Genomic DNA, 15,374 nt, shown 5'->3' with positions numbered 1-15,374 from the left:
TGGAGATGGCCCGCGCGCTGTACGACATGAAGGGCGACGACGGCAAGCGCCGCTACACCGTCCAGCAGATTGCCGGCCGCCTCGGCGTCAGCCGCGCCACCATCTACCGCCACCTCGACCCCGACAAGCCGGTGTCGGCGTAGGAGGAGCACGGTGCTGCCTCCATCACCCACTACCAGGCGCGAAACTGGAATACGCAGTGTCCCAACGAGAGACTCGACGGCTCTCGCGGTATGGCAACGCGGACACGGCCACCCGCCGGTCATGCGCCGCCAGTCACGCCGCCGCCGAGCAGCGCTTTGAGGTCGCTGTAGAACGCGGACCCCGGAGCGACCTGGAAGGGTACGAGGTTCAGCAGCACGCTCCTGGCGCCGCGGCGGTGCAGGCACACGTGGACGGGCGCCCGGCCGGGATAGGTGAGCAGGATCTGCTTCAGCTCCTGCACGACCCGCAGGTTCAGCTGTGCCTCCTGGATCGAGAGCACCACGGGTGGATAGGTGTCCGCCTGGGCGACGTCCAGGATCGCGATCTCCTCGCCGTAGACGCTCATCGTCTCGTCGCGGACGTTGATCCGGCCGCGGACGGAGATGACGCGATCCTCGGCCAGCATCTCGCCGTACAAGGTGTAGGTCTTGGGGAAGATGAGGCACTCCACGGAGGCGTCGTGGTCCTCGAGGGTGACGATCGCCCAGGGGTTGCCCTGTCTGGTGACCTTGCGTTGCAGGCCGGAGACGATGCCGCTGATTCGGGTCACGCCGTCCTGGCGTCCCGAGGCGAGCAGGTCGGCGATGGTGGTGTCGCGGTTGGCGGACAGAACGCCTTCCGCGCCGTCGAGCGGGTGGCTGGAGACGTAGAGGCCCAGCATTTCGCGTTCGAAGGCGAGCAGGGTGGCCTGGTCCCACTCGCCTTCGGGGATCGCGACCGAGAAGGCGCTGCTCTGGCCGGGCTCGCCGAACAACGAGTCCTGGCCGTGCGCCTCGTTCCTCTTGACGTCGACGACCGCGTCCACCGCGGTCTCGTGCACGGCGACCAGGGCTTTTCTGGGGTGGCCCAGGCTGTCGAAGGCGCCGGCCTTGGCCAGCGACTCGACGACCCGCTTGTTGCAGACGACCGCGGGGACCTTGGCGAGGAAGTCGTTGAAGTCGGTGTACGCGCCGTGGGCATCGCGGGTGGCGGCAATTGCCTCGACGACGCCCGCTCCGATGTTCCGCACCGCGCCCAGGCCGAAGCGGATCTCGGATCTGACGGGGGTGAAGTCCAGGCGGCTGGCGTTGACGTCGGGAGGAAGCACCTTGATGCCCAGTCGCCGGCAGTCCGACAGGTAGATGGCCATCTTGTCCTTGTCGTCGCCGACAGAGGTGAGCAGCGCGGCCAGGTACTCGCAGGGGTGGTTGGCCTTGAGGTAGGCCGTCCAGTAGGAGACGAGGCCGTAGCCGGCGGTGTGGGACTTGTTGAAGCCATAGCCGCTGAAGGGGACGAGGACGTCCCATACTGCCTTGACGGCCTCCTCGGAGAAGCCGCGCCCGCGCATGCCCGCCGAGAAGCGGTCCCATTCGGCGTCCAGGACCTCCTTCTTCTTCTTGCCCATGGCCCGGCGCAGCATGTCGGCGGCGCCGAGGGAGTAGCTGGCGAGCTGCTGGGCGATGGCCATCACCTGCTCCTGGAAGACCACCAGGTGGTAGGTGTCGCCGAGGATGGGTTCCAGCGCCTCCTCCAGTTCGGGGTGAATGGGCTCGACCGGTTGCCTGCCGGTCTTGCGCAGGGCGTAGTTGGTGTGGGCGTTCATTTCCATCGGGCCGGGCCGGTACAGCGCGTTCACCGCGGCGATGTCGGTGAACGTGGTCGGCTGCATCAGCTTCAGCAGCACTCGCATGCCGCCGCTGTCCAGTTGGAAGACGCCCAGCGTGTCGCCGCGCGCCAGCAGCTCGTATGTCGCGGCGTCGTCGAGCGGGATCTCCAGGACGTCGATGGCGATGCCCTTGTTGGCGCGGACGTTTGCGATGGCGTCGCCGATGACGGTGAGGTTGCGCAGGCCGAGGAAGTCCATCTTCAGCAGGCCCATGTCCTCGGCCTGGGTGAAGGGGAAGCCGGTGATGACAGGTCCGTTTGTCTTGGGCTTGACCAGGGGGATCACATCGATGAGCGGCTCGCTGGAGAGGATCACGCCGGCGGCGTGGATGCCGGTTCCACGGGTAAGGCCCTCGATGCCGGTGGCGGCGTCGATCACCCGTTTGACGTCGGGGTCCTGCTCGTACATCTGACGCAGCTCGGCCGCCTCGCCGTAGCGGGGATGGCCGGTGTCGTGAATGGCTGCCAGCGGGATCTCCTTGCCTCCGTCCGCCGCGGGGAAGGCCTTGGTGATGCGGTCGCCCAGGGCGTACGGCAGGCCTAGCACCCGGCAGGAGTCCTTGATGGCGGCTTTGGCCTTGATGGTGCCGAACGTGACGATCTGGCAGACCCGGTCGTCGCCGTATTTGCGGGTGACGTAGTCAATCATTTCGTCCCGTCGGCGGTCGTCGAAGTCGAGGTCGACGTCCGGCATGGAGATGCGCTCGGGGTTGAGGAAGCGTTCGAAGATCAGCTTGTGTTCGATCGGGTCCAGCTGGGTGATGCCTGTGCAGTAGGCGACCATCGACCCGGTGGCGGAGCCGCGGCCGGGGCCCAGGCCGATGCCGTGCTCGCGGGCGTACCGGCAGATGTCGGCGACCACCAGGAAATAGCCGGGAAAGCCCATTGTGTCGATGACCGACAGCTCGTAGTCGATGCGGTCCAGCACCTCCTGCGACGGCCGGCCGCCGTAGCGGCGGCGCGCCCCCTCCAGAGTCTCCTTGCGCAACCAGCTCGACTCGCTGTCCCCTTCCGGTACGGGGAAGCGCGGTGTCAGGTCCCGATGCGCGAACACCTCCCCGTAGTCGCCGACCCGCTCGGCGACCAGCAGCGTGTTGTCGCAGGCGCCCGGCACCTCGGCGTCCCACAACGCGCGCATCTCCGCGGCGGACTTGACGTAATAGCCGCTGCCGCTGAACCGGAAGCGGTCGGTGTCGGCAAGCCGTTTGCCGGTGCCGACGCACAGCAACGCGTCGTGAGCCTGGGCCTGGCTCTCCGTAACGTAGTGGGAGTCGTTGGTGGCCAGCGGCGGCAGGTCCAGCTCCTTGCCGAGTCTGAGCAGGTCGTCGCGGACCCGGCGCTCGATGGCGAGGCCGTGGTCCATCAGCTCCAGGAAGTAGTTGTCCGGGCCGAAGATGTCGCGGTACCGGGCGGCGGCCTCGACGGCCCCGTCGTACTGGCCTAGCCGGAGCCGGGTCTGCACCTCGCCGGACGGGCAGCCGGTCGTGGCGATGATGCCCTGGCCGTGCTCGGCGAGCAATTGATCATCCATACGCGGATATTTCTGGACATGCCCTTCGAGCCAGGCCCGGGACTGCAGCCGGAAGAGATTACGCAGGCCCTGATCGCCGGCCGCCCACATCGTCATATGCGTGTACAGACCGCGCCCGGAGACGTCCCCACCCTCGCCGGTGTCGTCGTCGGAGCGGCGCAACGAGAGGTCGTCGCTGTAGTACACCGGCTTGCGATGGTGTCTGGAGGCGGGTGCGACGTACGCCTCGATGCCGATGATCGGCTTGATCCCCGTCTTGCGCGCCGTCTGGTAGAACTCGTACGCCCCATGCACGTTGCCGTGATCGCTTATCGCCACGGCCGGCATGCCAAGCCGCGCCACCTCCTCCATCAGCAGGCCGACCTTGGCGGCGCCGTCGAGCATGCTGTATTCGGTGTGCACGTGGAGGTGCACGAAGGATCCCACCAGAAACCACACCCCTTGGTTGTAGGCTCGGCCGCGAACGTGAGCATTCGACCCGAGAGCAGGCGTGGTTGTCCAACAATCGACACTCCGATAACTCACAACCAGAAGTTGTCATGCAGCCCCCGCTGGACCTAGATCTCGGCGCGGTTCGGGCCTTCGTGGCCCTCACCGAAGACCGGTACTTCAGCGAGGCCGCGGCCCGGCTGGCAATCAGTCAGCAGGCCGTCTCCAAACGCATCGCGAAGCTGGAGTCCGACCTCGGCGTCCGGCTGTTCTTCCGCACCCGTGCCGGGGCCGAGCTCACCGAGGACGGCAGGGCGTTCCTCCATCACGCGCGCTCCCTCGTCGGCCTCGCCGACCAGGCGGTCGACCTGTTGCGCTCCCGACGCCGCGCACTCCGGGTCGACGTCTTGGACACCCGGCTACGGACCGTCGACCTGCTCCGGGCGTTCCACCAGACCGTCGAGGACGTGGACATCGAGATCCTCACCTCGAACGGGCTCAGATCGGCACACGGTGCCCTCACCCACGGATCCATCGATGCGTTCTTCGGCCGCGTCAGGGGGACGCAGAACGAGGAGCTCCGGCACATCCCCGCGTACCTGGAACCAGTGCATCTCCTCGTCAGCCGCGACCACCCCCTCGCCAGTCGGCAGCACGTCGAGATGGAACGCCTGTCCGGATCTACCGTGTGGATGCCTGGCAACACCCCCAGCAGCGAGTGGGCTGACTTCTACAGCCTTCTTGGCAGCACGTTCGACATCCGGATCGACACCTCGGGGCCCGACTTCGGCTGGGAGTACTTCGTGGAGCGGATAGCCTCCGGTGAGCACATCGGTTTCGGCGGTGAAGGGCTGCGATTGCCGTGGCACCCCCACACCATGCAGCTCCCGCTCGTTGATCCAGCGCCCGTCTATCCGTGTTCGCTGCTGCATCACCGGCAGAACCACCACCCGGCGCTAACCCTGCTCACCCGCTTCATCGGGAGCAGCTTCCGGCCGTTCGACCCGGCACGCCAATGGCTGCCGGCCCCCGACCGCGCCGCCTTCGCCGTGGACCCTACCTGAACATCCGGCTGACCAGCGTGGAGAACGCTCGAAGGGCGCCGCGCTCATGACGCAGCACGAGCAGCTGCCCTGACTATTGCCCACCGCCCGGCTGCACGGCGCTCGCGCCGCCGAGGGACAGTCGCTTGGCAACATCGGGTCTGTCTAGATAACGGCTCTGGCCCGTAATCGGTGGTGGCGCTGGGTGATCCCTGCCAGGCTGTGCCGTGGTGAAGATCGACGATCTTACGGATGTCGTGTTCGCGGGACTGTCTGCCCTGGTCATCGAGGGCGTGGAGGACGAGGGCAACCGCGTCAGGGTGATGGCCCGCACGCGCGACGAGCCGATACCGTGCCCTGCGTGTGGGGTGCCGACCGGTCGCGTGCACGGCTACGCCAACCGGACGGTCGGGGACGTCCCGGTCGACGGGCGGCCGGTGATGGTGTCACTACAGGTCCGGCGTCTGCTCTGCCCAGCGCAGGGATGCCCTCGGCAGACGTTCCGGGAGCAGGTTCCTGGGCTGCTCGAGCGCTACCAGCGTCGGACAAGCAGGCTGACCGGCCAGTTGGGCGCGGTGGTGCAGGAGCTGGCCGGCCGGGCCGGTGCTCGGCTGTCGGAGGTCCTAGCCGTCACGATCTCCAGGTCCACAGCGCTGCGCCTGCTGATGCGGCTGCCGCTGCCATCGCTGCGGGTCCCGCGCGTGCTGGGGGTTGATGACGTCGCTCTCAAACGACGGCATCGATATGCCACCGTCCTGACCGACGCTGAGACCGGCGAGCGAATCGATGTCCTGCCCGGCCGCGGTGCTGATGCCCTGGAGGCATGGTTGCGATCGCACCCCGGGGTCGAGATTGTCTGCAGGGACGGGTCGGGTGCCTACGGGGAGGCGATTCGACGTGCTCTGCCGGATGCGGTGCAGGTCGGAGATCGGTGGCATCTGTGGGCGAATTTCTGCGACAAGACCCTCGCCGAGGTTCGCTCCCACAGCGCCTGCTGGGCCACGGTCAACCCGCCCCGCCCCGCCGGCGTCCACGAACGGACCACTCGCGAGCGCTGGGAGCAAATCCACGACCTACTGGGCAAGGGCGTCGGCCTACTGGAATGCGCTCGCCGCCTGAGCCTGTCGCTCAACACCGTCAAGCGCTACGCGCGCACCCGGCAGCCCGAGGCCCTACGTCGCGCACCGCGCTATCGGCCCACGCTTGTCGATCCCTACCGCGATCATCTGCGCGACCGGCGCGCCACCGATCCGGCCGTGCCCGTTCAGCAACTGTTCCGGGAGATCAAACAGCTCGGCTACACCGGCAGTCTCAATCTGCTCTACCGCCATATCACGCAAGGCCGAGCCGAAGGAGAACGGCCGTCACCACCCCGCGCCGCCTCGCACGTCTGCTGCTCACTCACCCCGACCGACTCCGTGATGGCGACACTCACCTGGTGCAAGAACTCACCGCCGCCTGTCCCGAGCTGATTGCCCTCGCCCGCCATGTCCGCGACTTCGCCGCGCTCCTGTCCCCAGCTGAAGGCAACGACGACAAGCTCACCGGATGGATCACCACCATCCGCGCCGCCGACCTGCCTCACCTGCACGGTTTCGCCAACGGCATCGAGCTTGACCGCGCCGCTGTGAACGCCGCCCTCACTCTTCCGCATCACAACGGCCGCACTGAAGGCGTCAACACCCGCACAAAGAGGATCATGCGCCAGATGCATGGTCGCGCCGGGTTCGATCTGTTGCGCCACCGCATCCTGCTGCCGTGACAGTCACTTACTGCCACCACCGATTACGGACCAGAGCCGTTGTTCTTACAGTCCCGCGCGCCGAGCAGGGGGTCGAAGGACGACAGGTCGGCGGGATCGAGCCGGCCGGAATAGGGTCGTAGCGGGAGTGGGGGACGGGGTTCTGGCCCCGGTAGCAGTGGAAGTTCTCTATTTCGCCGTAGCGGCCGTAGGTGCCGGGACGGAACTGCTCGGTCTTGCCGTCCAGCAGGTCGCCGGGGTTGAGCAGGGTACGGCGAACGTGTCCGCGAGCGTAGGAGTCCTGGACCAGGTGAAGCAGCGAGCCGATGGCCCGGCGACAATCAGCTGGTCAACCTTCAGATCACTCAGCTGCGCGGCGAGGTCGGTGCCATAGAAGGCGCTGTAGCGGCGCCTACTGATGATGGCTCGCGGGCGAGCGGCGCCGTCCAATGGGTCTACTGGGACTCCGGCACCGCTCACCTGCTGCCCGGGCTGCCGCGCCTGCCCGACGGCAGCGCGCGCACGCACGGACCGCTGTTCTTGGCCCAGCGTTGTCCCGTCCCCGCCCGTGTCGGGGCAGGCCGGCGACGAGTCGGGCGCGCCCCTATCGGCGGTGCACGTACAGGTAGACGGTGAAGAAGCCGTCCTCTTCGCACTTGTAGGTGCGGTAGACGCCGTTCTGCACACCGATCCTGCCGGTGCTGTCGCAGATGGCATAGGCGCGCTCGATGGGCCACCTGGTCCAGGAATCGATCGGACCTTCCCACCCGTCGGCGTGCGCGGCACTTCCTACGGCGAGCCCTCCGGCCACCGCGACGACGGCAGCGGCGACGGCGATGATCTTTCGCATGTCGGTTCCCCTTACTGTCGCTCTCCAAGAGCGACGCGCTTCACCCGTTCAGCTACTGAGAGTGTCATTTTCGTCACAAAGTTGCCTGGAATCGCCTCTGACGGTGCCGGGCGCTCACCGCACCTTTGCCGGAATGCCGCAGACATCGCCGAAAGTATCGACTACCTGCGCGAGCGGCCCTTGGAGCGGACGGGGCGTGCCGGTGCTCCAGGTCGAGGTCCTCGACGTTGAGGGCGAGGACCTCGGCGGCTCCGGCCGCGGCCGCGGCCAAGACCGCGAACATGGAACGGCCCTCCTTTGGAGGCCAGATCAAAGTTCTCCGTCAGCGACACCACGGTGATGCCGCAGTCGCGCAGCTCGTTGAACCGTGGTCAGCACGTGCCCCGCTGCGCGGCCCCACCGGTCGGACTTCCAGAACTTCAGGGTGGCGCCCGCCTTGGGCAGCGCCAGGAGCGCCTCCCATGCCTGGCGGGTGGGGCGGCATGGAGCCCGGTCAGGCCCAGGCGCTGTACCCGATGGCGTCCCGGTAGACGGTGGCGGGACATTCGAGCACCTCGCCGCCGGGCATGTGCAGGTTGAGCCGCCCGCCGTTGGTGGGCTTGCAGTGGGTGACGAAGACCGGCCCGGGATAGCGGACGCTCTCGGGCCGGATGCAGTCCACGTCGTACAGCCCCAGCGGGTTGCGGAAGCGGATGGCGCCGACGAATCCCGGATCGGTGCACTCACCGACCATGCGGGCCGCACCGGAGTCACCCGCCCGATCGGTCCGCACACCGTCAGCGGCGGCCGGAGCCGCCAAGACACCTGTGGCTAGCGCGGCGAAAACCGCCATGACTATGGTCGCGCGTAGGTGGGAACGCACATGAACCCCTCTCTCCATCCGCTGGCATCCAGCGGCTGAGCTTCCGGAACTATGACTGGTATCGGGGCCCGGTTGGGCGCCAATGCGAGTCAGCAAAGCCATGAAGCCGAGGTGTCCAACAGTGACTCGGACAGGCTCGTCCAGACTCGACCACCGGCCGGCCGGCCGGCCGCCAAATCGGCCGACCCGTCGCCCACCCCGAAGACAAGATCGAATACGCCCGGCTCCTCAAAGCCCAAGGCGACTCCCTCGGGAAGATCGCCGCCAAAACCGGCATTCCCAAGACCTCGCTGCACCGCTACCTCAAGGACTGACTCCACCCAGCCGTCCCGGAAAGGGCGTTTCTGAGACGGCCTTCATCGTGGGAGCCTGTGCGGCATGCGTCCTTCACGGGTCTGTGTCCGTGGTCTTCCCCTGCCCGCGCTGCTGATCGAGTCCATGTCCTCGGGAGCCTGGCCGGCCCAAGATGACACACGGCTGCGCGAGATCATGCCGTGGTTCGAAGATCCGCTGGATCTCCTTGCGGACGTGCGCGAGATACGCCGAGAGTCGGCGTCCCTTGACTGGATGACCGAGGACAGCGCCACTGCCGACCTCTTCCGGCAAGCCCGAGGCAGCCAAGCCGGTGATCTGGTCGAGCTTCCCTGGCTCGACGCCGATCTGGCCGTGCTGATCGGCGTCAACCGCAACCCCGGCGACGACGTCGCCCTCGCGCTGGACTACCGCACCGGCAGCGACGATCCGAGCGTCGTGGCCTCTGACTGGTGGACCGACCCGCACCGATGCGCCTGGAGGGTCGTCGCGCCCACGTTCTCGGCGTTCGCGGCCGCGCTGGGCATCGACGCGCGCCGCCGCTACTCCTACGTCGGCCCCGAAGAGATTCGCGTGCAGATCTGGTCGCAGGGCACTGGGCATCCGATCGCCTCGCCCACCGATCTCACTGAATGGCTCGCTCGGCACGACGGCAGCGACCGCGGGGAACCCTTCACGTTCGTGATCGACCACTTCACGATCCTGCGTCTGGCTCCGCAACGCAGCGAGCATGTCGTCTGTGCTGGCGGTGCCCCGGTGCAGAGCGCTGGCGAGATCACCTTCGAGCCGGACGGCGGCAGCTGGCGGGTGAGCGAGATCAGCAACCAGTCGACCGGCTACTGCCCCGAGCCGGAGTCCTACGCCGCGGTGCAGGCCGCCCTCGACACCGCAGGGCTCGATCATCCAGGTCGCTTCACCGTTCCGATCATCTTCCGGCTCTGCGAAAGCTGCGGCCAGCTCAACATCGTGAAAGACGACCACTACGTCTGCGCGATGTGCGACGAGCCGCTACCAGCCTCCTGGAACGCCGATGCCGCCGGCGAGCCCGCACCTCGGCCAAGGAAGGGGACATCTGTCGGAGACATCGTCTCGGGCACGGTCGTGGCGGACGAGCGGCCGCCGCACCCACCGCGGCGGACGCGATGAGCCCGGCCAGCGCTAACGCTGCCCGGGGTGCCCAGGGAGGTCTGGCCGGCACACCTCCATTGGAACGCTTCGCGGTGACGACCCGAGCGGGAATGCGCCCACTTGGCATGGGACGCTCAGGCCGAACCGGCAGAGCTGCAGCTACCTGCGGGATGTCCCGCCATCGCCCTGTGCCCGCTCGAGGGCCCGCTCGAGGCCGCCCCTCCAGACAGAGGGCGGCGCGTCCACGAGGACGACGTCGACGGCATTGACACCGACGGTGGCCTGCCCCTGCGGGTCGGTGTCCACGATGAGCGTGCGCTGCCTATGGTCTGCCAGGAAAGCCCTCAGATTGACCGCAGCCGTGGTGGAGGGCGGCAAGGGCCAGTCCGACCGCTCGTGGTGTGTCCATGAGAGCAGCGTACGCTTCGGCCGAAGTCGTGACGGATGAACCTGGCGATGTTGTCGTGGTCGACCTTCGGGTGCGCTTGGAGCATGATCTCCCGGGGCGGCGTACCACGCAGATCAGCTCCGGACCGGCTCAACCTTCGCCTCGCGAGCCGCTGATGTCCTCAGTGCGCGCCGACGCAGCCGCCGCCTGCCGCGACAAGAGCGAGGCCGACATCTGCGCCGAGCTGGCCAAGCGCCGCGTCCAGGCAGCCCGGGACGAGCAGGAGGCCGCCGAGCGGGATCAGCGCCGCGCGGAGCGGGAGGCTGACAGCAAGGTCGACGCGGCCAAGGAGGATGCCCGCGATCCCTGGGCTCAGGTGGCCGAGCATGAACGCGCCCGGGGCGCGGCCGAGCAGGCCCGCGACGACGCGCTGCGTGAGCGGGAGCAGGCCGAGGCAGAGCAGCACAGGATGGCCGCCGCGATGGAGGAGGCCCGGCGCGAGCTCGACCGGCTGCGCGCTGCGGCGGAAGAGCAGGCACGGCGCGCCGAGACCCTGCGGGCCGCGGCTGCCGAGGCCGACCTCGCCCGCGAGCGTGCCGAGCATGACAGCCGCCAGGCTCAGGCCCGGGCCGAGACCGCCGAAGGCCGCGCCGAGTCCGCTCGGCAGGAGGCGACCGACGCGCGCCTGGCCCTGGTCGCCGCCCAGGGGGAGGCCGTCACCGCTGCGCGGCTGCAGTCTCGCGCCGAGGACGAGCTGCGCCAGGCACGCACTGATCGTGATCTCCAGCGCGAGCGCGCCGTGGCCGCCGAACAGCAGGCCCGCGCCGCTCAGGCTGAACGCGAACGTGACGCCGAGCAGGTGCGGGGACTGCGTGAGTGGCTGGCCGCCGCGCAAGCTGCCGCCGGGCTGGTGCTTCCCGACCTGGCGACCTCAGTGGCGACCTGGGCGACGGCGTCCGCGGCGTGACGCTGCCTGAGACCGGCATCGCCGTCGCCCGGCAGCCGGACGGCGCCGTGGTGCTGCACCACGAAGACCAGCAGATCCGGCTGGGCGACGGCGAGCACGCCGCTGCTCACGCCCGCACCCTGGCCGCCGACCTGTTCGCCCTCTCCTCACGTACGTGACATGGAGGAAGAGAGCCTGATGGATACCATTGCATCGCTGTGGTCAGCCGGTGCAGCGCCGACGCTGAAGATACTGTCTCGAATTTCATGTGCCAGGCGTGAATGCCCGTTTCGTGGAGACGCTGCCAGCCATGGCCGAGGTGCTGTCATGTCACGGTTGGTTCCGCAGATCAGGCATCAGATCCTATTGTGAGCCTCACAGGCTAAAGGCAGCCCCCGGCCAGAACGAAACGAGGGTACGGCCGGCATCGGCGCGAGCCGTACCCTCTTCGTGTGTCAGGAGGTTACAGACGCGTAGGCCTTCGCCAGGTCGGTCCAGATCGTCCTGGCAGCTCCCTTGCCTTCCTGGTTGGTCACGACCATGAGGGTGACCCCTCTCGTCATGTCGGTGCCGCCCAGGGAGGTGAAACCGCCGTACAGCCCTGAGTGCCCCTGCCAGCTACGTCCGGAGACGCTGGTCGCCAGAGTGCCCATCCCGTAGGGCTCGCCGGCCTGGACCGACTGGGGCGTCACCTTGATCATCTGCGTGACTGTGGCAGGCAGCAGGAGCTGTTTCCTGGCATACAGCGCGTCGAGGAGCTTGGCGGCGCCGAGCGCGGTCCCGGCGAACATCCCGTCGCCGAACGGCATGCCGTACACGTCGGTGGGGATGCCGGTGGCCCCGTAGCGGGTGAAGTAGTCGATGGTCTTGCCGTTGTAGACGGTGTATCCGTGGGCGAAGCGCAGGAACGCGCTGTCGGATCGCTCAGCGGTCAACTCCGTGCTGGTCGCCCCCGTCTGCTGGACGAACGTGCGGATGCCGCTTGCCAGTGCGGCGTCGCCGCCGGACACCCTGCTGAGCAGGTGGGCGATGATGATGAATCCGGTGTTGGAGTACTCCCACTTCGTGCCCGGGGCCACTGGCGCGTGGATTCCCGGTGCCAGCATGGACCAGGTGTAGGGCCGGTTCGGGTCGTAGTGGTCGCCGGGCAGGAACAGGTCGGCGGTCTCGGGGGCGCTGTAGATGTCCGGGTAGCCCGCGGTGTGCTGGAGCAGCATTCGTAGGGTGACCGTGGTGGAGCCGGGGACGTCGTTGCCGAGGTAGGTCGAGATTGGGCTGTCCAGGGACAGCGTGCCGGTTTCGACCAGGTGCAGAGCGTAGGTGGCCAGCACCAGCTTGCTGAAGCTGGCGTAGGCGAACATCGTCGAGCTGGTGACGGGCGTTGTCGGGCTGTTGATCGCCTTGCCGGAGACGGTCGACCAGACAGGGGTGCCGTTGCGCAGCAGGACTGCTTGGACGCCGGGGTTGCCGACCTTCGAGGAGGCTCTGGCGAACGCGGTGTCCAGTGCGGCCGATACCGGGTCGGCGATCTTTGGCTCCGCCCCGGCGGCCGGGGCGGAGGCCACCAGGAGGCTGAGGGCCAGGACGAGTGCTCGTATCATTGCACGCCCTTCTCTGGGGGATACGCGTCATTGTGGAGGCGGGTTTCCCGGCTGCTGTTGGCCGGAGCGCCAAGGTTTCTTCCAGGCGGATGACGTGAGAGACAAGGAGTGGAGGCGGGGTGTGGTCCACGCGCCACCGTGTCAGCGGGCGCACCGAGGCGTGGCGTGGAGACTGCTGCTCAGGCGCTCGCGTTCGTAGGACGGCGCGTCGGTTTCCAACCGGGCGTGGGGACGCTGGTGCGCAGGGCTTGGGTGTACGGATGTTGGGGTTTGTCCAGCACGTCACCTGTGAGCCCGCTTTCGACGATGCGGCCCTGCCGCATGACGACGCAGGTCTCGGTGAGCTGCCGGACGACAGCCAGGTCATGGCTGATGAGGATGTAGCTGACCCCGGTAGCGTGCCGGATGTCGTCGAGCAGGTTGAGGATTTGCGCCTGGATCGACACGTCCAACGCCGAGACGGATTCGTCGAGGATCAGCACCTTGGGCTCTACCGCCAGCGCTCGGGCGATGGAGATCCGCTGTCGCTGTCCCCCGGACAGCCGGCGGGGGAATGCCTGCTGTTGCCGCTCGTCGATCCCTACCAGGTCGGCGAGTTCGCGGATCCTTGCCGCGCGTGCGCGCCGATCCAGTTCGGGCCGGTGGAGGCGCAGCACCTCGTCGAGGCACGCTTGCGCGGATCGGCGCGGGTCGAGGGTGGAGTAGGGGTCTTGGAACACGATCTGCAGTTCCCGAGCGCGATCGCGGCGTTCGCGGAGCCGTGCAGCCGGCGAGGAGCGGTCGCGGCCGCAGACCGTGATCGTCCCGGCGGTGGGCGTGGTCAGCCCGACCAGCATCCGGGCCACCGTCGTCTTCCCTGATCCGGACTCGCCGACGATCCCGAGCGAACCGCCGGAGGCGAGTGAGAAGGAGACGTCGTCGACGGCTCTGTGGCCGGGGAAGTCCTTCGACAGTCCGGTGACCCGGAGCACGGTTTCGCCGGAGGCGGCCGGTCGTTCTCGGGCACCGACGCTCGGTGTGGGTGTGAGCGTGATCTCGGCGCGTCTCAGGCATCGCGCGGGTGTCGCGGAAGTCATGTCAAGCGTCGGATGCTCGTGGGTGCACCGGTCGATCGCGAAGTCACACCGGTCGGAGAAGGCACAACCTGGCGGAGCCTCGAAAGCCGCCAGCGGTCGTCCCGGTACGGCGCGCAAGCGGGGAAGCGCGCGCCCGAGGTCGGGGCGAGCGCCCAGCAGACCGGCAGAGTAGGGGTGCTGCGGCGCGGTCAGCAGCCGATCGCTGGTGCCGACCTCGACGATCTCGCCGGCGTACATCACCGCGACGCGATCGCTGATGGCGGCTGCGAGTTCGAGGTCGTGGGTGATGAACAACATCGCCATGCCGCGATCCCGGCGCAGGTCGTCCAGGAGCGCCGTCACCTCGGACTGGGTCGACACGTCCAGCGCCGTGGTCGGCTCGTCGGCGAGCACGAGCTGTGGATCCCCGGCGAGCGCCACGGCGATCATGATGCGTTGCAGCATCCCGCCCGAAAGCTCGTGCGGATACTGGCGCAGTCGTCTTCGGCCGTCGGAGATGCCGACCTCGTCGAGGAGCTTGACCATCTTGGACTCGGCGGCGGCACGGCGAAACCCTCCGGTGGTGGTCAGGCCCTCCACCAGGAAGTCCCCGACGGTCCGCACGGGGTTCATGTGGACGCGCGGATCCTGGTGGATCATCGCGATCTTCGTGGCGCGGTAGCGGCGCAGGGCCGCCTCGTCCAGGCGGAGCACGTCCTGGCCGTCGAGCGTGATGGTGCCCGACACCGTCGCCTGGCGGGGGAGCAGCCGGGCGATCGACCGGGCGGTCATCGACTTGCCGGAGCCGGACTCGCCGACGAGGGCCACCGTCTCGCCCGCGGCCACGTCGATGCCGAGGTCGCGCAGGACGAGGCGCCGCCGTCCACCGACGGTGAGGCTGACGTTGAGGTCGCGGATCGTCAACAGAGTCATGCGGCCAACTCCTCGGCTCGGCGCAGCAGACGATTTCCCACCAGGGAGAAGGAACAGATCGCGGCGATCAGGCAGACCCCGGACGCGATCGACTCGGCGGGATATCCGGCCAGGACGCCGGCCTGCCCCGTCGACACCATGACCCCCCAGTCGGCCGAGGGTGGCTGCACGCCGAGCCCGAGGTAGGACAGTCCGGCCAGGTCGACCGTCGCCCAGGCCAGGGTGAGCGCGGCCTGGCCCATGACCATCGGCAGGACGTTGGGGACGACATGACGCGAGCAGATCGTCATCCCGGAGAATCCCTGCGCGGTGAGCGCGTCGACGTAGTCCTTGCCGATCTCGGTCAGTGCGGCTGATCGCACGACGCGGGCGACGTAGGGCACGTAGGCCAGCGCCAGGGCGATCACCAGGGCGAGCGGGCCTGTTCCGAGCACGGCGGCGGCGAGGACGGCGAGCAGCAGCCCGGGGAAGGACATGGTGGCGTCCAGGACGCCGGCCAGCACAGTGTCGACCCATCCACCCCGCCAGGCCGCGACCACCGCTACGGCCATTCCCAGCGTGGTGGCGAGGGCGACGATGGACAGCGGGCCGAGGAAGCTGGATCGGGCGCCGACGAGGAGCCGGGAGACGATGTCGCGGCCCTGTCCGTCGTAGCCGAGCCAGTGACCTGCGTCCGGACCCCAGTACGCCTGCGACAGTTCGACCGC

Annotated in this window: 14 protein-coding genes and 1 pseudogene; 7 read left to right on the top strand and 8 right to left on the bottom strand. The window is 68.2% G+C overall.

The genetic code is table 11. From position 1 onward, the window contains the following. Window positions 1–5 precede the first annotated feature (5 nt). Window positions 6–143, top strand: coding sequence for a helix-turn-helix domain-containing protein (locus ACWCSD_RS31180; protein ID WP_449920154.1), 138 nt, complete (start codon window positions 6–8; stop codon window positions 141–143). 119 nt (window positions 144–262) lie between these two features. Here ACWCSD_RS31180 and dnaE read toward each other — a convergent pair whose 3' ends face one another. Then, window positions 263–3,808 carry a DNA polymerase III subunit alpha gene (gene dnaE / locus ACWCSD_RS31175; RefSeq protein ID WP_397166810.1) on the bottom strand — a complete coding sequence of 1,182 codons (3,546 nt, stop codon included), beginning with the start codon at window positions 3,806–3,808 and terminating at the stop codon, window positions 263–265. A gap of 110 nt (window positions 3,809–3,918) precedes the next feature. Here dnaE and ACWCSD_RS31170 point away from each other — a divergent pair, with 110 nt between their 5' ends. Further along, complete coding sequence (locus tag ACWCSD_RS31170; RefSeq protein WP_397166808.1) at window positions 3,919–4,872, top strand: LysR family transcriptional regulator; 954 nt, start codon at window positions 3,919–3,921, stop codon at window positions 4,870–4,872. A 191-nt stretch (window positions 4,873–5,063) separates the two neighbouring features. Beyond that, a pseudogene (locus ACWCSD_RS31165) lies at window positions 5,064–6,613 on the top strand (ISL3 family transposase). A gap of 168 nt (window positions 6,614–6,781) precedes the next feature. On the opposite strand, the gene ACWCSD_RS31160 reads toward ACWCSD_RS31165, so the two are convergent. From ACWCSD_RS31160 to ACWCSD_RS31150, 3 genes are all read right to left on the bottom strand, one after another. Next, window positions 6,782–7,309 (bottom strand): isochorismatase family protein, encoded by a 528-nt coding sequence (locus tag ACWCSD_RS31160; protein WP_449920149.1) that lies wholly within the window; start codon window positions 7,307–7,309, stop codon window positions 6,782–6,784. Further along, on the bottom strand, window positions 7,197–7,442 hold the full coding sequence (locus ACWCSD_RS31155; RefSeq protein WP_357706136.1) for a hypothetical protein: 246 nt from the start codon (window positions 7,440–7,442) through the stop codon (window positions 7,197–7,199). Before ACWCSD_RS31155 ends, ACWCSD_RS31160 begins: the two co-directional genes overlap by 113 nt. Before the next feature lie 493 nt (window positions 7,443–7,935). After that, window positions 7,936–8,175, bottom strand: coding sequence for a hypothetical protein (locus ACWCSD_RS31150; protein ID WP_387683376.1), 240 nt, complete (start codon window positions 8,173–8,175; stop codon window positions 7,936–7,938). 305 nt (window positions 8,176–8,480) lie between these two features. Here ACWCSD_RS31150 and ACWCSD_RS31145 point away from each other — a divergent pair, with 305 nt between their 5' ends. Both ACWCSD_RS31145 and ACWCSD_RS31140 read left to right on the top strand, forming a co-directional pair. Next, a complete protein-coding gene (locus ACWCSD_RS31145) occupies window positions 8,481–8,618 on the top strand; it encodes a helix-turn-helix domain-containing protein (protein WP_449920151.1) in 138 nt (45 codons plus the stop codon). Between the two features lie 64 nt (window positions 8,619–8,682). Further along, complete coding sequence (locus ACWCSD_RS31140; RefSeq protein ID WP_449920145.1) at window positions 8,683–9,762, top strand: hypothetical protein; 1,080 nt, start codon at window positions 8,683–8,685, stop codon at window positions 9,760–9,762. A gap of 141 nt (window positions 9,763–9,903) precedes the next feature. Here ACWCSD_RS31140 and ACWCSD_RS31135 read toward each other — a convergent pair whose 3' ends face one another. Beyond that, a complete protein-coding gene (locus tag ACWCSD_RS31135; RefSeq protein WP_449920142.1) occupies window positions 9,904–10,122 on the bottom strand; it encodes an AAA family ATPase in 219 nt (72 codons plus the stop codon). Between the two features lie 29 nt (window positions 10,123–10,151). Between ACWCSD_RS31135 and ACWCSD_RS31130 the strand changes: the two genes are divergently transcribed. Then, a complete protein-coding gene (locus tag ACWCSD_RS31130; protein WP_449920139.1) occupies window positions 10,152–11,099 on the top strand; it encodes a hypothetical protein in 948 nt (315 codons plus the stop codon). Further along, window positions 11,096–11,257 (top strand): hypothetical protein, encoded by a 162-nt coding sequence (locus tag ACWCSD_RS31125; RefSeq protein ID WP_449920136.1) that lies wholly within the window; start codon window positions 11,096–11,098, stop codon window positions 11,255–11,257. Before ACWCSD_RS31130 ends, ACWCSD_RS31125 begins: the two co-directional genes overlap by 4 nt. Window positions 11,258–11,533: 276 nt before the next feature. Here the strand turns inward: ACWCSD_RS31125 and ACWCSD_RS31120 are convergent, their stop codons facing one another. The 3 genes from ACWCSD_RS31120 to ACWCSD_RS31110 form a co-directional block, all read right to left on the bottom strand. After that, window positions 11,534–12,679, bottom strand: coding sequence for a serine hydrolase domain-containing protein (locus ACWCSD_RS31120; RefSeq protein ID WP_397166766.1), 1,146 nt, complete (start codon window positions 12,677–12,679; stop codon window positions 11,534–11,536). A 179-nt stretch (window positions 12,680–12,858) separates the two neighbouring features. After that, on the bottom strand, window positions 12,859–14,667 hold the full coding sequence (locus ACWCSD_RS31115) for a dipeptide ABC transporter ATP-binding protein (RefSeq protein WP_449920133.1): 1,809 nt from the start codon (window positions 14,665–14,667) through the stop codon (window positions 12,859–12,861). Continuing rightward, on the bottom strand, window positions 14,664–15,374 hold a 711-nt coding region (locus ACWCSD_RS31110; protein WP_449920130.1), incomplete at its 5' end, for an ABC transporter permease. The genes ACWCSD_RS31110 and ACWCSD_RS31115, both read right to left, overlap by 4 nt.

The sequence above is a fragment of the Nonomuraea sp. NPDC001684 genome (assembly GCF_053596515.1).
The sequence above is the reverse complement of the archived record's forward strand: the minus strand, read 5'-3'. Positions and strand labels throughout refer to the sequence as shown.